14 protein-coding genes are annotated in these 19,375 nt (G+C 69.3%); 3 read left to right on the top strand and 11 right to left on the bottom strand.

The window, feature by feature from the left end:
- From IEZ15_RS06385 to IEZ15_RS06375, 3 genes are all read left to right on the top strand, one after another.
- Positions 1-1,995, top strand: coding sequence for a CocE/NonD family hydrolase (locus tag IEZ15_RS06385; protein ID WP_189274933.1), 1,995 nt, complete (start codon positions 1-3; stop codon positions 1,993-1,995).
- A 137-nt stretch (positions 1,996-2,132) separates the two neighbouring features.
- On the top strand, positions 2,133-3,362 hold the full coding sequence (gene fahA / locus IEZ15_RS06380; protein ID WP_189274931.1) for a fumarylacetoacetase: 1,230 nt from the start codon (positions 2,133-2,135) through the stop codon (positions 3,360-3,362).
- A gap of 141 nt (positions 3,363-3,503) precedes the next feature.
- Positions 3,504-4,112 carry a Uma2 family endonuclease gene (locus IEZ15_RS06375; protein WP_189274929.1) on the top strand — a complete coding sequence of 203 codons (609 nt, stop codon included), beginning with the start codon at positions 3,504-3,506 and terminating at the stop codon, positions 4,110-4,112.
- Between the two features lie 31 nt (positions 4,113-4,143).
- Here IEZ15_RS06375 and recQ read toward each other — a convergent pair whose 3' ends face one another.
- From recQ to nuoE, 11 genes are all read right to left on the bottom strand, one after another.
- Positions 4,144-6,237: a DNA helicase RecQ gene (gene recQ, locus IEZ15_RS06370; RefSeq protein WP_189275365.1), complete on the bottom strand. Its 2,094-nt coding sequence runs from the start codon at positions 6,235-6,237 to the stop codon at positions 4,144-4,146.
- Between the two features lie 154 nt (positions 6,238-6,391).
- A complete protein-coding gene (nuoN, locus tag IEZ15_RS06365) occupies positions 6,392-8,056 on the bottom strand; it encodes an NADH-quinone oxidoreductase subunit NuoN (RefSeq protein ID WP_189274927.1) in 1,665 nt (554 codons plus the stop codon).
- Complete coding sequence (locus tag IEZ15_RS06360) at positions 8,053-9,663, bottom strand: NADH-quinone oxidoreductase subunit M (RefSeq protein WP_189274925.1); 1,611 nt, start codon at positions 9,661-9,663, stop codon at positions 8,053-8,055. Before IEZ15_RS06360 ends, nuoN begins: the two co-directional genes overlap by 4 nt.
- Before the next feature lie 4 nt (positions 9,664-9,667).
- The gene (gene nuoL, locus IEZ15_RS06355) at positions 9,668-11,563 is read right to left on the bottom strand and encodes an NADH-quinone oxidoreductase subunit L (RefSeq protein ID WP_189274923.1); all 1,896 of its coding nucleotides are present in this window, start codon (positions 11,561-11,563) and stop codon (positions 9,668-9,670) included.
- 14 nt (positions 11,564-11,577) lie between these two features.
- Complete coding sequence (nuoK, locus tag IEZ15_RS06350) at positions 11,578-11,877, bottom strand: NADH-quinone oxidoreductase subunit NuoK (RefSeq protein ID WP_093543641.1); 300 nt, start codon at positions 11,875-11,877, stop codon at positions 11,578-11,580.
- Complete coding sequence (locus IEZ15_RS06345) at positions 11,874-12,701, bottom strand: NADH-quinone oxidoreductase subunit J (protein WP_189274921.1); 828 nt, start codon at positions 12,699-12,701, stop codon at positions 11,874-11,876. The genes nuoK and IEZ15_RS06345 overlap by 4 nt, the downstream gene beginning before the upstream one ends.
- A complete protein-coding gene (gene nuoI / locus IEZ15_RS06340) occupies positions 12,698-13,324 on the bottom strand; it encodes an NADH-quinone oxidoreductase subunit NuoI (protein ID WP_114246036.1) in 627 nt (208 codons plus the stop codon). The genes IEZ15_RS06345 and nuoI overlap by 4 nt, the downstream gene beginning before the upstream one ends.
- Positions 13,317-14,717: an NADH-quinone oxidoreductase subunit NuoH gene (gene nuoH / locus IEZ15_RS06335; protein ID WP_189274919.1), complete on the bottom strand. Its 1,401-nt coding sequence runs from the start codon at positions 14,715-14,717 to the stop codon at positions 13,317-13,319. Before nuoH ends, nuoI begins: the two co-directional genes overlap by 8 nt.
- Positions 14,714-17,245, bottom strand: a complete 2,532-nt coding sequence (locus IEZ15_RS06330; protein WP_189274917.1) for an NADH-quinone oxidoreductase subunit G — start codon at positions 17,243-17,245, stop codon at positions 14,714-14,716. Before IEZ15_RS06330 ends, nuoH begins: the two co-directional genes overlap by 4 nt.
- Complete coding sequence (gene nuoF / locus IEZ15_RS06325) at positions 17,242-18,615, bottom strand: NADH-quinone oxidoreductase subunit NuoF (RefSeq protein ID WP_189274915.1); 1,374 nt, start codon at positions 18,613-18,615, stop codon at positions 17,242-17,244. The genes IEZ15_RS06330 and nuoF overlap by 4 nt, the downstream gene beginning before the upstream one ends.
- A complete protein-coding gene (nuoE, locus tag IEZ15_RS06320; RefSeq protein ID WP_189275362.1) occupies positions 18,612-19,373 on the bottom strand; it encodes an NADH-quinone oxidoreductase subunit NuoE in 762 nt (253 codons plus the stop codon). The genes nuoF and nuoE overlap by 4 nt, the downstream gene beginning before the upstream one ends.
- Positions 19,374-19,375 lie beyond the last annotated feature (2 nt).

The raw sequence follows: 19,375 nt of genomic DNA, 5'->3' as shown, positions 1-19,375 counted from the left end.
ATGCACATCCGCACCACGTATCCGTATGACACCACCCATGAGGACGTCTACATTCCGCTGCCGGACGGCACCCGGCTCTACGCCCGGATCTGGCGGCCCATCACCGACGAACCCGTCCCCGCGCTCCTCGAATATCTGCCGTACCGGCTGAGCGACTGGACGGCGCCACGCGACTGGCAGCGCCACCCCTGGTACGCGGGCCATGGCTACGCCTCCGTCCGGGTGGACGTACGCGGACACGGCAACAGCGAGGGAATGCCGGGCGACGAGTACGACGCGACGGAGCTGGCCGACGGGGTCGCCGTCATCCACTGGCTGGCCGAGCAGGAATGGTGCTCCGGCCGGGTCGGCATGTTCGGCATCTCCTGGGGCGGCTTCAACTCGCTCCAGATCGCGGCGCTGGCCCCCGAGCCGCTGAAGGCCGTCGTCACCGTCTGCTCGACCGACGACCGCTACGACAACGACGTCCACTACATGGGCGGCTCGGTCCTCGCCGTCGACATGCACGCCTGGGCGGCCACCATGCTGGCCTTCGTCGCCCGCCCGCCGGATCCGGCACAGGTCGGCGAGGGCTGGAAGGACATGTGGCTGAATCGGCTGGAAACGGTCGAACCATTCATCCACACCTGGCTGGCGCACCAGACCCGCGACGACTACTGGAAGCACGGCAGCGTCTGCGAGGACTACTCCGCGATCACAGCGAACGTCCTCGCGGTGGGCGGCTGGCACGACCCGTACCGCGACACCGTCCTGCGGCTCGTCGAACACCTCGGCCCGGACAAGGTCCGCGGGCTGATCGGGCCCTGGTCGCACCAGTACCCCGACCGGGGTCTGCCGCCCGGTCCGGCAATCGGCTTCCTCCAGGAGACGCTGCGCTGGTGGGACCAGCACCTGAAGGACAAGGACACCGGCATCATGGCCGAGCCCCTGCTGCGGTCCTGGATCAGCGAGTCCCACCGGCCCGCCACGGTGTACGAGACGCTGCCCGGCCGCTGGGTCGGTGAGACCGGCTGGCCCTCGAAGAACATCGCGCCGGTCGCGTACGCCCTCCAGGGCGGCCCGCAGATCGTCGACTCGCCCCAGCAGACCGGTCTGGACGCCGGGCGCTTCTTCCCGTTCGGCAACGACGCCGACCTGCCGCCCGACCAGCGCGACGAGGACGCCAAGTCGGTCTGCTTCGAGTTCCCGGTCGAGGACGCCCCGATCGAGATCCTGGGCCGCCCCCGGGTGAAGCTGCGCATCCGGATGGACGTGCCGCGCGGCCAGGCGATCGCCCGGCTCTGCGACGTCGCACCGGACGGCTCCTCCACCCTGGTGACCCGCGGCGCGCTCAACCTCTCCGCACGGCACGGCCGCGACCGTGCGGAGGACTGGCCGGTGGGCGGGACCGAGGACGTGACCTTCGACCTGAACGGCATCGGGCACACCTTCCCGCCCGGCCACCGGATCAGGCTCGCGGTCTCCTCCTCGTACTGGCCGTGGATCTGGCCGCAGGCCGGGTCGGTCGGCTTCACCCTGGACGCCGTCGGCAGCTTCGTCGAACTGCCGGTACGCCGGCACACCGAGGACCCCGCGATCCGGTTCGAGGAGCCGGAGCAGTCGGAGCCGCTCGGCGTCGTCCACCCGGTGACGCTCGACGAACAGCGCCCCGAGCGCCTGGTGGTCCGCGATGTCGCCAAGGGCGAATGGCGACTGGAGGTCGACCCGCGCTACGGCGGCACCCGCGTCTACCCGGACGGCCTGGAATTCACCGAGGACGCCGTGGAGACGTACACGATCCAGGAGAACGAACCGCTCTCCGCACGCACCCGCTCCGACTGGTCGATCCGGCTGCACCGGCCGGAGATGGCGTGGGACGTACGGATCGAGACCCGGTCCGAAATCAGTGCGGACGAAACCGACTTCATCACGTCCGACGAGGTGCTGTGCAAGGACGGCGGCGAAGTCGTCTTCCACCGGACCTGGGAGAAGCGGATCCCGCGCACGGCCGGGTGAACCCACCGCCGTGCCCCCGTACAGCAGGGGGCACGGCGGAACTTTCCGGGCATCAGGAGCAGTTGGGACACTCCCGCGGGGTAGCAACACCGACGTAACGTGTCCCCCAAGCGACCTGGAAAGCGAGGCAGCAACACATGCCCGAGCAGAGCAGCCCGCTCGATCTGGCCGAGGGCGACCCCTTCGGTCCGCACAACCTTCCGTACGGTGTGTTCTCCACCCCCGACCACCCCGAGGACCGCCGGGTCGGCGTCCGCATCGGCAGCCACGTACTGGACGCCGGAGCGGCGGCACACGCACTCGGCTCGCCCTACGCACAGCTTCTCGCCCAGCCGGACCTGACCGCGCTGCTGGCCGCCGGCCGCACCGCCTGGCGGGACGTCCGACGGGCGCTGACCGCTTGGGTGACGGTCCCGGCACACCGCGCGGACATCGAACCGCTGCTGCACCCGGTCGAGTCCGTGACGCTCCACCTGCCGTACGAGGTCGCGGACTACGTCGACTTCTACGCGAGCGAGAACCACGCCACCAACGTCGGAAAGATCTTCCGGCCGAACGGTGACGCGCTGACGCCCAACTGGAAGCACCTCCCGATCGGCTACCACGGCAGGTCCGGCACCGTCGTCGTCTCCGGCACGGATGTGGTGCGCCCGTCCGGCCAGCGCAAGGCGCCCGCCGACGCGGCCCCCGTCTTCGGTCCTTCCATCAAGCTCGACATCGAGGCCGAGGTCTGCTTCGTCGTCGGAGTGGGCTCCGAGCAGGGCCGTCCGGTCCCGCTCGGCGACTTCCGCGACCATGTCTTCGGTCTCTCGCTGCTCAACGACTGGTCGGCGCGGGACATCCAGGCCTGGGAGTACGTCCCGCTCGGCCCGTTCCTCGGCAAGTCCTTCGCCACGTCCGTATCAGCATGGGTGACGCCGCTCGAAGCCCTGGAGGCGGCCCGGATCGCACCCCCGGCCCGCGACTTCCCGCTGCTCCCCTACCTGGAGGACGCGGGCGAGGAGGAGGCCGGCGGCCTCGACCTGCGGATCTCCGTCGCGATCAACGGACAGCTGGTCGCCGAGCCGCCGTTCGCCACCATGTACTGGACGGCGGCCCAGATGCTGGCCCAGATGACGGTGAACGGCGCGTCGCTGCGCACCGGTGATCTTTACGGCTCCGGCACGGTCAGCGGCGCCGAGCCCGGACAGCGCGGCTCGCTCCTGGAACTGACCTGGAACGGCCGCGACCCGCTGGACCTCCCGGACGGCAAGCGGACGTTCCTGGAGGACGGCGACACGGTGACGATGACGGCCTGGGCACCGGGCCCGGACGGCACGCGGGTCGGCCTCGGCGAGGTCACGGGACGGATCGTGCCGTCCGCATGACGCCTGCCCGTCGACGGCCGCGCTCCTGACGGAGCGCGGCCGTCAATGTCCCGCAATTGGTTCACCTGTTCGCGCGGTTCGGAACCGGTTCTCGGCGGATACGCTGGACAGATCCGCGAGACTCCGCGCATGGGAGCACTGATGAGCATCGAACCCGAGGCCCCCGAGCCGCGGTGGGCGGTTCCGCCCGTGGGTGGCTGGACCGCCGATGACCTGGACACACTCCCGAATCTGCCTCCGCACACGGAGCTGATCGACGGGAGTCTTGTTTTCGTGAGTCCGCAGACCCTTTTCCATTCACGGGCGGTCAGCTTTTTCGAATGGCAGCTGCAGTCGCTGGTACCGCCCGACCTTGAGGTCGTGCGCGAATTCACCATCGACATCGACCGCTACAACCGGCCCGAACCCGATGTGATCGTCGTGGACGGCGAGATCATCCAGGACCCGAACCAGACCCGCTTCCCCGCCGAGTCCGTACGGCTGGCGATCGAGGTCGTCTCCCCGGAGTCCCTGACCCGGGACCGGGAGACCAAGCCCGTGAAATACGCGCGGGCCAGGATCCCGCACTACTGGCGAGTGGAGAACCACGACGGCAGGGCGGTGGTCTACGTCTTCGAGCTGGAGCCGTCGACCGGTGCCTACACCTCCACCGGGATCTTCCACGACCGGATGAAGGTCTCCGTCCCCTTCCCGGCCGATCTGGATCTCACCGCCATCACCGCGCGCCGCCGGGCAGCGCCCCCGGAGTAGCTCCGGTGGCGCCACCGCCCGGCCTCGACAGTCACTCGTACTCGGGCGGTTCCTCGTCCCAGCCCCACTCCGGGTCGGCGTCGGGGACCGTCACCCTTGCGGCCGGGCGCGGGGCGGGCGCCTGAGCAGCCGGGCGCGGGGCCGTGGGCGGCTGCTCCACGAGCGGGGTGGCCTCGTCGGCGGTCCCCGGCAGTTCGGCCGCCGACGCGACCCGGCCCCCCGGAGCCGCCGGGACCGGTGCGGCGGGGACCACCGCAGGGCCGGGCTCCGGGCCCGTCGTGACATCCCCGAACGACGCGAGCACCTCCAGCACCCCCTCTCCGTACGTCGCCAGCTTCTTCTCGCCCAGGCCGCTGATGCCCCCCAGCGCGGACACCGAGTCCGGTCGCACCGTGGCGATCTCGCGCAGCGTCGCGTCGTGGAAGATGACGTACGCCGGGACGCCCTGTTCCTTCGCCTGGGCGCCGCGCCAGGTCCGTAGCGCTTCGAAGACCGGGACGGCCTCGGGCGCCAGCTCGGCGGCGGCCGTCTGGGGCTTCGCCTTGCGTTCGCCCTTCGTGGAGCGCGACGCGGGCTTCGGCGCCTCCTTGCGCAGCAGCACCTCGCGCTCCCGGCCGAGCACCGAGCCGCTTTCCTGAGTCAGCACCAGCGTGCCGTACTCGCCCTCGACCGCGATCAGCCCCTGGGCGAGCAACTGCCGTACGACTCCGCGCCATTCGGCCTCGGCCAGCTCCTCGCCGATGCCGAAGACCGAGAGCTGGTCGTGGTCGAACTGGATGACCTTCGCCGTCTTGCGGCCGAGCAGGATGTCGACGATCTGGCCCGCACCGAACTTCTGCCCCCGCTCCCGCTTCAGCCGCACGACGGTCGACAGCAGTTTCTGCGCGACCACCGTGCCGTCCCAGGTCTCGGGCGGGATGAGGCAGGTGTCGCAGTTTCCGCAGGTCGCGGCGGTGGGCTCCTGGCCGAAGTACGTCAGGAGCTGCGCGCGGCGGCACTGGACCGTCTCGCACAGGGCCAGCATCGAGTCGAGGTGGGAGGCCGCGCGGCGGCGGAACGCCTCGTCGCCCTCACCGCCCTGGATGAGCTTGCGCTGCTGGACCACGTCCTGGAGCCCGTACGCCATCCAGGCCGTGGACGGCAGCCCGTCACGCCCGGCGCGGCCGGTCTCCTGGTAGTAGCCCTCGACCGATTTCGGCAGGTCCAGGTGGGCGACGAAGCGTACGTCCGGCTTGTCGATGCCCATGCCGAAGGCGATGGTCGCGACGACGACCAGGCCCTCCTCGCGCAGGAAGCGGGACTGGTGGACGGCGCGCGTGCCCGCGTCCAGACCGGCGTGGTACGGGACGGCCTCGATGCCGTTGCGGCAGAGATACTCGGCGGTCTTCTCGGTCGAGTTGCGCGACAGGCAGTAGACGATGCCCGCGTCCCCGGCGTGCTCCTCCTTGAGGAAGGAGAGCAGCTGCTTCTTCGGGTCGGCCTTCGGCACGATCCGGTACTGGATGTTGGGCCGGTCGAAGCTGGCGACGAAGTGCTTCGCGTCCGGCATGCCCAGGCGCTGCGTGATCTCCTGGTGCGTGGCGTTGGTCGCGGTGGCCGTCAGGGCGATGCGCGGTACGTCGGGCCAGCGCTCGCCGAGGACGGAGAGGGTCAGATAGTCCGGGCGGAAGTCGTGGCCCCACTGGGCGACGCAGTGCGCCTCGTCGATCGCGAAGACGGAGATCTCGCCGCGGGAGAGCAGGCCGAGCGTGGCGTCCAGGCGGAGCCGCTCCGGAGCCAGATAGAGCAGGTCGAGCTCGCCGGCGACGAACTGGGCCTCCATCGAGCGGCGCTCGTCGAAATCCTGCGTGGAGTTGATGAAGCCGGCCCGCACACCGAGCGCCCGCAGCGCGTCCACCTGGTCCTGCATCAGGGCGATCAAAGGTGAGATGACGATGCCGGTACCGGCTCTGACCAGGGCCGGGATCTGGTAGCAGAGGGACTTTCCGCCACCGGTCGGCATGAGCACGACGGCGTCCCCGCCCGCCACCACATGGTCGACGATCGCTTCCTGCTCGCCGCGGAACGCCTCGTACCCGAACACCCGGTGCAGCGTCTGCCGCGCGTCGCTCTCGGTCACATCCATGGTCCCGCCCGTCGCGCCCATTGCCCTGTCCCCCGAAGTCGTGCCGTTCTGTCCTGCCGCCGTCCCCTGCCACGATAGGCGCCGCCTACGACAACGCCGGACGGGCTTGACTTCTCGGGCCCGTCCGGCGTTGTCCCAGCTGCGTGCGTGTGTGCTACCTCACGAACACTCCCGCCTGGCTCGCCAGGTCCAGGAAGTACTGCGGGGCCAGGCCCAGCACCAGTGTGACCGCGACCCCGACCCCGATCGTCGTCATCGTCAGCGGGGACGGGACGGCGACCGTCGGGCCGTCCGCCTTCGGCTCGCTGAAGAACATCAGCACGATGACCCGGATGTAGAAGAACGCGGCGATCGCCGACGAGATCACACCGACCACGACCAGGCCGCCCGCACCGCCGTCCGCCGCGGCCTTGAAGACGGCGAACTTTCCGGAGAACCCCGAGGTGAGCGGGATACCGGCGAAGGCCAGCAGGAACACCGCGAAGACCGCGGCGACCAGCGGCGAGCGCCGGCCGAGCCCGGCCCACTTCGACAGATGCGTCGCCTCGCCGCCCGCGTCGCGCACCAGGGTGACGACGGCGAACGCGCCGACCGTGACGAAGGAGTACGCGCCCAGGTAGAAGAGGACCGACGAGATGCCGTCCGGGGTGGTCGCGATGACACCGGCGAGGATGAAGCCGGCGTGTGCGATCGAGGAGTAGGCGAGCAGCCGCTTGATGTCGGTCTGGGTGATGGCGACGATCGCACCGCCCAGCATCGTGACGATCGCGACGGCCCACATGACCGGGCGCCAGTCCCAGGCGAGGCCCGGCAGCACCACGTACAGCAGGCGCAGCAGCGCACCGAACGCGGCGACCTTGGTGGCAGCGGCCATGAAGCCGGTGACCGGGGTCGGGGCGCCCTGGTAGACGTCCGGGGTCCACATGTGGAACGGGACGGCGCCGACCTTGAAGAGCAGACCGGTCAGGATCATCGCCCCGCCGATCAGGAGCAGCGCGTCGTTGCCCATGGTGTCGGCGAGCGCCGGATCGATCCGGGTGACGGAGCCGTCGACCACGTTCGCGATGGTGGCGTACGAGACGGAGCCCGCGTACCCGTACAGCAGGGCGATCCCGAAGAGCAGGAATGCCGACGAGAAGGCGCCGAGCAGGAAGTACTTCACCGCGGCCTCCTGCGACATCAGCCGCTTGCGGCGGGCGACGGCGCACAGGAGGTAGAGCGGGAGGGAGAAGACCTCCAGGGCCACGAAGAGCGTCAGCAGATCGTTGGCCGCCGGGAAGACCAGCATGCCGGCCACCGAGAAGAGGACCAGCGGGAAGACCTCGGTGGTGGTGAATCCGGCCCTGACCGCTGCCTTCTCGCTGTCGCTGCCGGGGACCGAAGCGGCCTGTGCGGCGAACGAGTCGACGTGGTTGCCGTGCGCGGCGGGGTCGAGCCGCCGCTCGGCGAAGGTGAAGACGGCGACCAGTGAGGTCAGCAGGATGGTGCCCTGCAGGAAGAGTGTCGGCCCGTCGATCGCGATGGCACCCATCGCGGCGATGTGCGCCTTCGTCGTGCCGTACCCCCCGGCCGCCAGGCCGATGACCGCGGCGAACGCGGCGGCGAGGGCGACGACCGTCAGGAAGACCTGCGTGTAGTAGCGGGCCCGGCGCGGCACAAAGGCCTCGACGAGTACGCCCACGACGGCGACACCGATCACAATGAGGACCGGGGTCAGCTGTGCGTACTCGATGACCGGTGCCTTGAACTTCTCGGCCGGGGCGGCCGATGTCACCCCGCCCGCCATTGTCCACAGGCTGTGGACAGCTGTTGCGCTCACTTGGCGGCCTCCACCTCAGGCTGGGGGTCCTTCTTCTGGACGTCCGACATGGTGTGCTGCACCGCCGGGTTGACGATCTCCGTCAGCGGCTTCGGATAGACACCCAGGAAGAGCAGCAGCGCGATCAGCGGAAGGACCACCACCAGCTCCCGGACCTTGAGGTCCGCCATGCCCTGGACCTCGGCCTTCACCGGGCCCGTCATCGTCCGCTGGTAGAGGACGAGGACGTAGAGCGCAGCGAGCACTATGCCGGTCGTGGCGACGATGCCCGCTGCCGGATAGGCGCTGAACGTGCCGACCAGGACCAGGAACTCACTGACGAACGGGGCGAGTCCGGGCAGTGACAGGGTGGCCAGGCCGCCGATCAGGAAGGTGCCGGCCAGGACCGGCGCCACCTTCTGCACCCCGCCGTAGTCGGCGATGAGCCGCGAACCGCGCCGGGTGATCAGGAAGCCCGCCACCAGCATCAGCGCGGCGGTCGAGATTCCGTGGTTGACCATGTAGAGCGTGGCGCCCGACTGGCCTTGGCTGGTCATCGCGAAGATGCCCAGGACGATGAAGCCGAAGTGCGAGATCGACGCATAGGCGATCAGCCGCTTGATGTCGCGCTGGCCGACGGCGAGCAGTGCCCCGTACACGATGCTGATCAGTGCCAGGACGACGATCACCGGTGTCGCCCACTTGCTGGCCTCCGGGAAGAGCTGGAGGCAGAAGCGGAGCATCGCGAAGGTGCCGACCTTGTCCACGACCGCGGTGATCAGGACGGCGACCGGGGAGGTCGCCTCACCCATGGCGTTGGGCAGCCAGGTGTGCAGCGGCCACAGCGGGGCCTTCACCGCGAAGGCGAAGAAGAACCCGAGGAAGAGCCAGCGCTCCGTGCTGGTCGCCATGGAGAGCGAGCCGCTCGCCCGGGCCTCGGCGATCTCGGAGAGCGAGAACGTCCCCGCGACCACGTACAGGCCGATCACGGCGGCCAGCATGATGAGGCCGCCGACCAGGTTGTAGAGGAGGAACTTGACGGCGGCGTAGGAGCGTTGCGCCGCCGCGTTCTCGTCGCTGCCGGTGTGTGCCCGGTCCCCGAAGCCGCCGATGAGGAAGTACATCGGGATGAGCATGGCTTCGAAGAGGATGTAGAAGAGGAAGACGTCGGTGGCCTCGAAGGAGAGGATCACCATCGCTTCGACCATCAGGATCAGGGCGAAGAAGCCCTGAGTCGGCCGCCATCGATACGGCTTGGTCTCGTTGGGGCCTCCCCTGCTCGAACGGAGTTGAGAGCTTGGGGACGGGTCGGCGTCGTGCCAGCCGGCCAGGATGACGAAGGGGATCAGCAGGGCGGTGAGCGCCATGAGCGCCAGCCCGATGCCGTCCACGCCCAGTTCGTACCGGACGCCGAAGTCCTTGATCCAGGCGTGCGATTCGGTGAGCTGGTAGCGGGCGCCCCCGGGCTCGAAGCGGGCGAGCGCGATGCCCGCCAGTACGAGCGTGGCCAGCGAGAAGAGCAGCGCCAGCCATTTGGCGGTGGTGCGCCGGGCGGCCGGGACGGCGGCGGTGGCGATCGCACCGATCGCCGGGAGCGCCGCCGTCGCTGTCAGGAGGGGAAAGGACATGTGATCAGACCGCCCTCATCAGCAGGGTCGCGGCGATGACGACCGCCGTACCGCCGAACATCGAGACCGCGTAGGAGCGGGCGTAGCCGTTCTGCAGTTTGCGCAGCCGGCCGGAGAGCCCGCCCATCGAGGCGGCCGTGCCGTTGACGACGCCGTCGACCAGGGTGTGGTCGACGTACACCAGGGAGCGGGTGAGGTGCTCGCCGCCGCGGACCAGGACCACATGGTTGAAGTCGTCCTGGAGGAGATCGCGGCGGGCGGCCCGGGTGAGCAGCGAGCCGCGCGGCGCGACGACCGGAACGGGCTTGCGTCCGTACATCGCCCAGGCGATGGCGACGCCGATGACGAGCACCACCATGGTGGCGGCGGTGACGGTCGCGGCGCTGACCGGCGCGTGGCCGTGGCTGTGGCCGGTGACCGGCTCCAGCCAGTTCAGGAAGCGGTCGCCGATGGAGAAGAGGCCTCCGGCGAAGACCGACCCGAACGCCAGGATGATCATGGGGATGGTCATCGACTTCGGGGACTCGTGCGGATGCGGCTCATTCCCCTGGGCGTCGGGCTGCCAGCGCTTCTCGCCGAAGAACGTCAGCAGCATCACGCGCGTCATGTAGAACGCGGTGATCGCGGCACCCAGCAGGGCCACCGAGCCGAGGATCCAGCCCTCGGCGCCGCCCTTGGCGAAGGCCGCCTCGATGATCTTGTCCTTGGAGAAGAAGCCGGACAGACCGGGGAAACCGATGATCGCCAGATAGCCGAGGCCGAAGGTGATGAAGGTGACCGGCATGTACGTCCTGAGGCCGCCGAACTTCCTCATGTCGACCTCGTCGTTCATACCGTGCATGACCGAACCGGCGCCGAGGAAGAGCCCGGCCTTGAAGAAGCCGTGGGTCACCAGGTGCATGATCGCGAAGACGTAGCCGATCGGGCCGAGCCCGGCGGCCAGGATCATGTAGCCGATCTGCGACATCGTCGACCCGGCGAGGGCCTTCTTGATGTCGTCCTTCGCGCAACCGACGATCGCACCGAAGAGCAGCGTGACCGCACCGACGACCACGACGGCCAGTTGTGCGTCCGGCGCCGCGTTGAAGATCGCACCGGACCGGACGATGAGGTAGACACCCGCGGTCACCATGGTCGCGGCGTGGATGAGGGCCGAGACCGGGGTCGGGCCCTCCATCGCGTCACCGAGCCAGGACTGCAGCGGCACCTGGGCCGACTTGCCGCAGGCCGCGAGCAGCAGCATCAGGCCGATCGCCGTCAGCTTGCCCTCGCTCGTCTGACCGGTCGCCCCCAGGACGGGGCCGAAGGCGAAGGTGCCGAATGTGGTGAACATCAGCATGATCGCGATCGACAGGCCCATGTCGCCGACCCGGTTGACCAGGAATGCCTTCTTGGCGGCCGTCGCCGCGCTGGGCTTGTGCTGCCAGAAGCCGATCAGCAGGTACGACGCCAGACCGACGCCCTCCCACCCGACGTACAGCAGCAGGTAGTTGTCGGCGATGACCAGGATCAGCATCGCCGCGAGGAACAGGTTCAGATAACCGAAGAAGCGGCGCCGGCGCTCGTCGTGCGCCATGTAGCCGATCGAGTAGATGTGGATCAGCGTGCCCACACCGGTGATCAGCAGCACGAACGTCATCGACAACTGGTCGAGCTGGAAGGCCACATCGGCCTGGAAGCCCTCGACCGGAATCCAGCTGAACAGCTTCTGGTGCAGCGCCCGGTCCTCCGCGCCCTTCCCCAGCATGTCGAGGAAGAGCACGACACCGATGACGAACGACGCGGCGGCGAGCAGGGTGCCGACCCAGTGTCCGGCACGGTCCAGCCGTCGGCCGCCGCAGAGCAGGACCGCGGCTCCGAGCAGAGGCGCCGCGACGAGCAGCGCAATCAGGTTCTCCACGATTCAACGTCCCCTTACAGCTTCATCAGGCTGGCGTCGTCGACCGAGGCCGAGTGGCGGGAACGGAACACCGACACGATGATCGCGAGCCCGACCACGACCTCGGCGGCGGCGACGACCATCGTGAAGAAGGCGATGATCTGCCCGTCGAGATTGCCGTGCATCCGGGAGAAGGTCACGAACGCGAGGTTGCAGGCGTTGAGCATCAGCTCCACGCACATGAACACCACGATCGCGTTCCGTCGGATCAGCACCCCGGCCGCACCGATGGTGAACAACAGAGCGGCGAGATAGAGGTAGTTGACCGGATTCACTTGGCGACCTCCTCGTCTTCGTTGTCACGGCCGAGTCGCTCCTCGGAGCGCTGCTCCAGCGCCTTGAGCTGGTCCAGCGACTCGTTCGACACATCGCGGATCTGCCCGCGATTGCGCAGCGTCTGCATGACGGTGAGCTCGGACGGTGTGCCGTCCGGGAGCAGACCCGGGATGTCCACGGCGTTGTGCCGGGCGTAGACGCCGGGGGCGGGCAGCGGCGGCAGCTGCTTGCCGCGTACGCGCTCCTCGGACATCTCCCGCTGGGTCTTGGCCCGTTCGGTGCGCTCCCGGTGGGTGAGCACCATCGCGCCGACCGTCGCCGTGATCAGCAGGGCGCCGGTGATCTCGAAGGCGAAGACGTACTTGGTGAAGATGAGGCTGGCCAGCCCCTCGATGTTCCCGCCGTGCTCGGCGTTGGCGGTGCCGAGCCCGTTGAAGCTGTTCAGCGAGGCGTTGCCGATGCCCGCGATGAGCAGGACGCCGAAGCCGATCCCGCAGCCCGCGGCCAGCCAGCGCTGGCCCTTGAGGGTCTCTTTCAGCGAGTCGGCCGCCGTGACTCCGACGAGCATGACCACGAAGAGGAACAGCATCATGATCGCGCCGGTGTAGACGACGATCTGGACGACACCCAGGAAGTAGGCGCCGTTGGCGAGGTAGAACACCGCCAGGACGATCATGGTCCCGGCGAGGCTCAGCGCACTGTGCACGGCCTTTTTCATCAGTACGGTGGACAGCGCGCCGATCACGGCGACAGTGCCGAGCACCCAGAACTGGAAGGCCTCACCGGTCGAGGTCTGGGAGGCCGCTGCGGCCAGGCCGGTCATGCGTCCACCTCCCGCGCCGAGCCGCTTCCGTGCCCGTTGTCCTGCTTGGACTCGCCCTTGGAGACCGCGGCCTGGCGCTCCGTACCGGGCGCGGCCCCGGTGACAAGACCCCGGTAGTAGTCCTGCTCGTCCATCCCGGGGTAGATCGCGTGCGGAGTGTCGACCATGCCCTCCTCCAGGCCCGCGAGCAGCTCGTCCTTGGTGTAGATGAGGCTCTCGCGGGTGGTGTTGGCGAGCTCGAACTCATTGGTCATCGTCAGCGCCCGGGTCGGGCACGCCTCGATGCACAGTCCGCAGAGAATGCAGCGCGCGTAGTTGATCTGGTAGACGCGGCCGTAGCGCTCCCCCGGGGAGTAGCGCTCCTCGTCGGTGTTGTCCGCGCCCTCCACGTAGATCGCGTCCGCCGGACATGCCCAGGCGCACAGCTCGCAGCCGACGCACTTCTCCAGACCGTCCGGGTGACGGTTGAGCTGATGCCGGCCGTGGAAGCGCGGCGCCGTCACCTTCTGCGTTTCCGGATACTGCTCGGTCAGCCGCTTCTTGAACATGGCCTTGAAGGTCACGCCGAAGCCGGCGACAGGGTTCTGGAACTTCTCCTCCGAGGGCTCTGATGACTCAGACACCGTCAGCCTCCTTTCCGTCACTCGAATTTCCGTCACTCTCAGTGTCCGGCCCACCACTGACAACGAGCTCCCGCTCGCTGCGCGGCCTGCGGCGCGGCACCGGCGGCAGAGTCTGTCCGGGCAGCGGCGGCACCGGGAATCCGCCCGCCATCGGGTCGAACGCCGGTTCCGGTCCCGCTTCCGCCTCGGCGGCGCGGCCCTTCTTGTCGCGGAAGATGTCGGCGACGAAGGAGATCAGCAGGATCGCGATCACGGCCCCGGCCACGTACAGCACGATCTTCGAGAAGTCGTACCCCTCGTTGCGCAGCGCCCGCACCGTCGCGACCAGCATCAGCCAGAGCAGCGAGACCGGGATCAGGACCTTCCAGCCGAGCTTCATCAGCTGGTCGTAGCGGACCCGGGGCAGCGTGCCGCGCAGCCAGATGAAGAAGAACAGCAGCAGCTGGACCTTGATGACGAACCAGAGCATCGGCCACCAGCCGTGGTTCGCGCCCTCCCAGAAGGTGCTGATCGGCCACGGGGCCCGCCAGCCGCCCAGGAACAGAGTCGTGGAGACCGCGGAGACGGTGACCATGTTGACGTACTCGGCAAGCATGAACATTGCGAACTTGATCGATGAGTACTCGGTGTTGAAGCCGCCGACCAGGTCGCCCTCGGACTCCGGCATGTCGAACGGGGCCCGGTTGGTCTCACCGACCATCGTGACGATGTAGACGATGAAGGAGACCGGCAGCAGGATGATGAACCAGCGGTCCTGCTGCGCCTCCACGATCTTCGAGGTCGACATCGACCCGGAGTAGAGGAAGACCGAGGCGAACGCGGCGCCCATCGCGATCTCGTAGCTGATCATCTGCGCGCACGAGCGCAGACCGCCGAGGAGCGGGTACGTCGATCCGGACGACCAGCCCGCCAGCACGATGCCGTAGATCCCGACCGAGGCGACCGCGAGGACGTAGAGCATCGCGATCGGCAGGTCGGTGAGCTGCATCGCCGTACGGTGCCCGAAGATCGAGACCTCGTCGGACGGGCCGAACGGGATCACCGCGATCGCCATGAACGCGGGGATGGCGGCGACGATCGGCGCGAGCACGTACACGACCTTGTCGGCACGCTTGACGACGACGTCTTCCTTCAGCATCAGCTTGATGCCGTCGGCGAGCGACTGGAGCATGCCCCAGGGGCCGTGCCGGTTGGGGCCGATGCGCAGCTGCATCCAGGCGACGACCTTGCGCTCCCACACGATGGAGAAGAGCACGGTCACCATCAGGAACGCGAAGCAGAACACCGCCTTGATGACGACGAGCCACCACGGGTCGGTGCCGAACATCGACAGATCCTCGGCGGCGAGTACGGCACTGTGCGGTGCCGCGGCCAGTTGAGCGAAGGCAGTCACGCCCCCACCTCCGGTGTGACGTCGGGAGTGCCCGGTGCGGCGGGGCCGATCCGGACCAGACCGCCGGGCTGGGCGCCGGTGTCGGCCGGGACGCCCCGCCCGACGGAGTTCAGCGGCACCCAGACCACCCGGTCCGGCATGTCGGTGACCTTCAACGGGAGTTCGACGCTGCCCGCCGGGCCGGTGACGGCCAGCAGATCGCCGTCCTTCACGCCCGTCTCGGCCGCGGTGACGGCGGAGAGCCGGGCGACCGAGGCGTGCCGGGTGCCGGCCAGCGCGTCGTCGCCCTCCTGGAGCCGGCCCAGATCGAGCAGCATCCGGTGGCCCGCGAGGACCGCCTCGCCGTCGCCGGGCCTGGGCATCGGCTGCGCCGGCTCGTTCGGGTCGGTGGCGTGCGTACCGGTCCAGCCGCCGAGCCGGTCCAGCTCACGGCGTACGGACTTCAGATCCGGCAGCGCGAAGCGACTGACTTCATCAGCGCCTCCGGCGCGGGCCAGCGCGTCGGCCAGCATGTGCAGCACCCGCGCATCGGTCGGCGCGAGCGTCCGCGTCATCTGCTCGGGCTTCAGCGCCGCCTCGAACATCCGCGCCCTGCCCTCCCAGTTGAGGAAGGTGCCGGACTTCTCGGCCACCGCGGCGACCGGGAAGACCACATCGGCCCGCTCGGTCACCTCGCTGGGCCGCAGCTCCAGCGAGACCAGGAAGCCGACCTGGTCCAGCGCCTCCAGGGCTCGTGCCGGGTCCGGCAGGTCCACGGTCTCGACCCCGGCGACGACCAGCGCGCCCAGTTCACCGGTGGCCGCGGCCTCCACGATCTGGCCGGTGTCGCGGCCGAAGCGGGACGGGAGCTCGGCGACGCCCCAGACGGCCGCCACCTCGTCCCTGGCCCTCGGGTCGGTCGCCGGACGGCCGCCGGGCAGCAGCGACGGAAGCGCACCCGCCTCCACCGCACCGCGCTCGCCGGCCCGGCGCGGAATCCACACCAGCGTGGCCCCGGTGGCGGTGGCTGTCCGTACCGCGGCGGTGAGCCCGCCCGGCACGGCCGCCAGCCGCTCACCGACCACGATCACGGCGCCACCGCCGCGCAGCGCCTCGGCCGCCGCGGCTCCGTCGCCGTCGAGTCCGACGCCGCCCGCGATCGCGTCCAGCCACTCGGTCTCGGTGCCGGGGGCGGCCGGAAGCAGCGTGCCGCCCGCCTTCGTGAGGCCGCGCGTGGCGTGCGAGGCGACGGCGAACGTGCGCTGTCCGTGCTTACGGTTCGCCTTGCGCAGCCGCAGGAAGACGCCGGGCGCCTCCTCCTCCGACTCGAACCCGACCAGCAGCACCGCCGGGGCCTTCTCCAGCGAGGTGTACGTGACACCGCTGCCGTCCAGGTCCCGGCCGCGCCCGGCCACGCGGGCGGCCAGGAAGTCGGCCTCCTCGCTGCTGTGCACCCGGGCCCGGAAGTCGACGTCGTTCGTGTCCAGCGCGATCCGGGCGAACTTGCTGTACGCGTAAGCGTCCTCGACGGTCAGCCGGCCGCCCGCGAGGACACCCGTCCTGCCGCGTGCGGCGGCGAGTCCGGCGGCCGCGGCGTCCAGCGCCTCGGGCCAGCTCGCCGGTTCCAGGACGCCGTCCGCGTTGCGTACCAGCGGAGTGGTGAGCCGGCCTGGCTGTTGCGCGTAACGGAAGCCGAAGCGGCCCTTGTCGCAGACCCACTCCTCGTTGACCTCGGGGTCGTTGGCGGCGAGCCGCCGCATGACCTTGCCGCGCCGGTGGTCGGTACGGGTCGCGCAGCCGCCCGCGCAGTGCTCGCACACCGACGGCGACGACACCAGGTCGAAGGGCCGGGAGCGGAACCGGTACGCCGCCGAGGTCAGCGCTCCGACCGGGCAGATCTGGATGGTGTTCCCGGAGAAGTACGACTCGAAGGGGTCGCCCTCGCCAGTACCGACCTGCTGGAGCGCACCGCGCTCCAGGAGCTCGATCATCGGGTCGCCCGCCACCTGGTTGGAGAACCGGGTGCAGCGTGCGCAGAGCACACACCGCTCACGGTCCAGCAGCACCTGGGTGGAGATCGGGACGGGCTTCTCGAACGTGCGCTTCTTGCCGTCGAAGCGGGAGTCGGCGCCGCCGTGCGACATCGCCTGATTCTGCAGCGGGCACTCACCGCCCTTGTCGCAGACCGGGCAGTCCAGCGGGTGGTTGATGAGCAGCAGCTCCATCACACCCTTCTGCGCCTTCTCGGCGACGGGCGAGGTGAGCTGCGACCTCACCACCATGCCGTCGGTGCAGGTGATGGTGCAGGACGCCATCGGCTTGCGCTGCCCCTCGACCTCGACGATGCACTGGCGGCAGGCGCCGGCCGGGTCGAGGAGCGGGTGGTCGCAGAAACGCGGGATCTCGATGCCGAGGAGTTCGGCGGCCCGGATGACCAGGGTGCCCTTGGGCACGCTGATCTCGATGCCGTCGATCGTCAGCGTGACGAGGTCCTCGGGCGGAAGGGCCGCCTCGCCGCCCCCGGAGGGCGCACTCGTGGTGACTGTCATGCGTTCACCCCCTGGTGAGCGTTCTTGTCGTCGGCCCAGGCGGTCGACCTGGCGGGATCGAAGGGGCAGCCCCTGCCCGTGATGTGCTGCTCGTACTCCTCGCGGAAGTACTTCAGCGAGGAGAAGATCGGCGAGGCCGCGCCGTCGCCGAGGGCACAGAAGGACTTGCCGTTGATGTTGTCGGCGATGTCGTTCAGCTTGTCGAGGTCGGCCATCTGTCCCTTGCCGGCCTCGATGTCGCGGAGCAACTGGACCAGCCAGTAGGTGCCTTCGCGGCACGGTGTGCACTTGCCGCAGGACTCATGGGCGTAGAACTCGGTCCAGCGGGTGACGGCCCGCACCACGCAGGTCGTCTCGTCGAAGCACTGGAGCGCCTTGGTTCCCAGCATGGAACCGGCGGCGCCGACACCCTCGTAGTCGAGCGGTACATCGAGGTGCTCGTCGGTGAACATCGGGGTCGAGGAGCCGCCGGGGGTCCAGAACTTCAGCCGGTGGCCGGCGCGCATGCCGCCGCTCATGTCGAGCAGTTGGCGCAGCGTGATGCCGAGCGGGGCCTCGTACTGGCCGGGGCTCGCGACATGCCCGCTGAGCGAATACAGCGTGAAGCCCGGGGACTTCTCGCTGCCCATCGACTTGAACCAGTCCTTGCCCCGGTTCAGGATCGCGGGAACCGAGGCGATGGACTCGACGTTGTTCACCACAGTGGGGCAGGCGTACAGACCGGCGACCGCGGGGAAGGGAGGCCGCAGCCGGGGCTGGCCGCGTCGCCCTTCGAGCGAGTCGAGCAGTGCGGTCTCCTCACCGCAGATGTACGCGCCCGCGCCCGCGTGCACGGTGAGCTCCAGGTCGAGTCCCGAGCCCAGGATGTTCGTCCCGAGGAAGCCCGCCTCGTACGCCTCGCGCACGGCCTCGTGCAACCGCCGCAGTACGGGGACGACTTCACCGCGCAGATAGATGAACGCATGCGAGGAACGGATCGCGTAGCAGGCGATCACGATGCCTTCGATGAGGCTGTGCGGGTTGGCGAAGAGGAGCGGGATGTCCTTGCAGGTCCCGGGCTCCGACTCGTCGGCGTTGACCACCAGATAGTGCGGTTTGCCGTCGCCCTGCGGGATGAACTGCCACTTCATGCCGGTGGGGAAGCCCGCGCCGCCGCGGCCGCGCAGACCGGAGTCCTTGACGTACGCGATGAGGTCGTCCGGCGGCATGGCGAGGGCCTTGCGCAGACCCTCGTACCCCTCGTGACGCCGGTAGGTCTCCAGGGTCCAGGATTCCGGCTGGTCCCAGAAGGCGGAGAGGACGGGGGCGAGCAGCTTCTCGGGGCTGCCCCCGCTGCCGTTGTCGTTGATTTCGGTTGCCAACGTCATCACTCTCCCTCCTCGCCTGTCGGGCCGGACGGGTGCTCCGGGTCCTGCGGGGCATCGGCGTGCCCCGACTCGCCCCGCGGGGCGACGACCCTCGGGTACGGCTCCTCGCCCCTGGCGAGCCGGAGACCGATCAGCGAGGCGGGGCCCGCGCCGCCGGACGCCTCGACGGCACCGGGGCGCTCGTCGGGGAAGCCGGCCAGAATCCGGGACGTCTCCTTGTACGAGCAAAGGGGCGCGCCACGGGTGGGTTCGACGGTGCGCCCGGCGATCAGGTCGTCGACCAGGCGCGTCGCGCTCTCGGGCGTCTGGTTGTCGAAGAACTCCCAGTTGACCATCACCACGGGAGCGAAGTCGCAGGCCGCGTTGCACTCGATGTGTTCGAGGGTGACCTTGCCGTCCTCGGTTGTCTCGTCGTTGCCGACGCCGAGGTGCTCCTTGAGCCGGTCGAAGATGGCGTCGCCGCCCATCACCGCGCACAGCGTGTTGGTGCAGACACCGACCTGGTAGTCACCGCTCGGCTTGCGCCGGTACATCGTGTAGAAGGTGGCGACCGCGGTGACCTCGGCGGTGGTGAGGCCGAGCAGCTCGGCGCAGAACGCCATGCCCGTACGGGAGACGTAGCCCTCCTCGGACTGCACCAGGTGCAGCAGCGGCAGCAGCGCGGAGCGGCTGCCGGGGTAGCGGGCGATCACCTCCTTCGCGTCCGCTTCGAGCCTGGCGCGCACCTCGGCCGGGTAGGCGGGGGCGGGGAGCTGCGGCATCC

The organism is Streptomyces atratus (assembly GCF_014648655.1).
In the GTDB taxonomy this organism is placed as follows: domain Bacteria; phylum Actinomycetota; class Actinomycetes; order Streptomycetales; family Streptomycetaceae; genus Streptomyces; species Streptomyces atratus.
The sequence above is the reverse complement of the archived record's forward strand: the minus strand, read 5'-3'. Positions and strand labels throughout refer to the sequence as shown.

Coding starts and splice junctions, on each gene's coding strand:
- IEZ15_RS06385 (WP_189274933.1), top strand. CDS start 1: ATGCACATCCGCACCACGTATCCGTATGACACCACCCATGAGGACGTC.
- fahA (WP_189274931.1), top strand. CDS start 2,133: ATGCCCGAGCAGAGCAGCCCGCTCGATCTGGCCGAGGGCGACCCCTTC.
- IEZ15_RS06375 (WP_189274929.1), top strand. CDS start 3,504: ATGAGCATCGAACCCGAGGCCCCCGAGCCGCGGTGGGCGGTTCCGCCC.
- recQ (WP_189275365.1), bottom strand. CDS start 6,237: ATGGATGTGACCGAGAGCGACGCGCGGCAGACGCTGCACCGGGTGTTC.
- IEZ15_RS06360 (WP_189274925.1), bottom strand. CDS start 9,663: ATGTCCTTTCCCCTCCTGACAGCGACGGCGGCGCTCCCGGCGATCGGT.
- IEZ15_RS06345 (WP_189274921.1), bottom strand. CDS start 12,701: ATGACCGGCCTGGCCGCAGCGGCCTCCCAGACCTCGACCGGTGAGGCC.
- IEZ15_RS06330 (WP_189274917.1), bottom strand. CDS start 17,245: ATGACAGTCACCACGAGTGCGCCCTCCGGGGGCGGCGAGGCGGCCCTT.
- nuoE (WP_189275362.1), bottom strand. CDS start 19,373: ATGCCGCAGCTCCCCGCCCCCGCCTACCCGGCCGAGGTGCGCGCCAGG.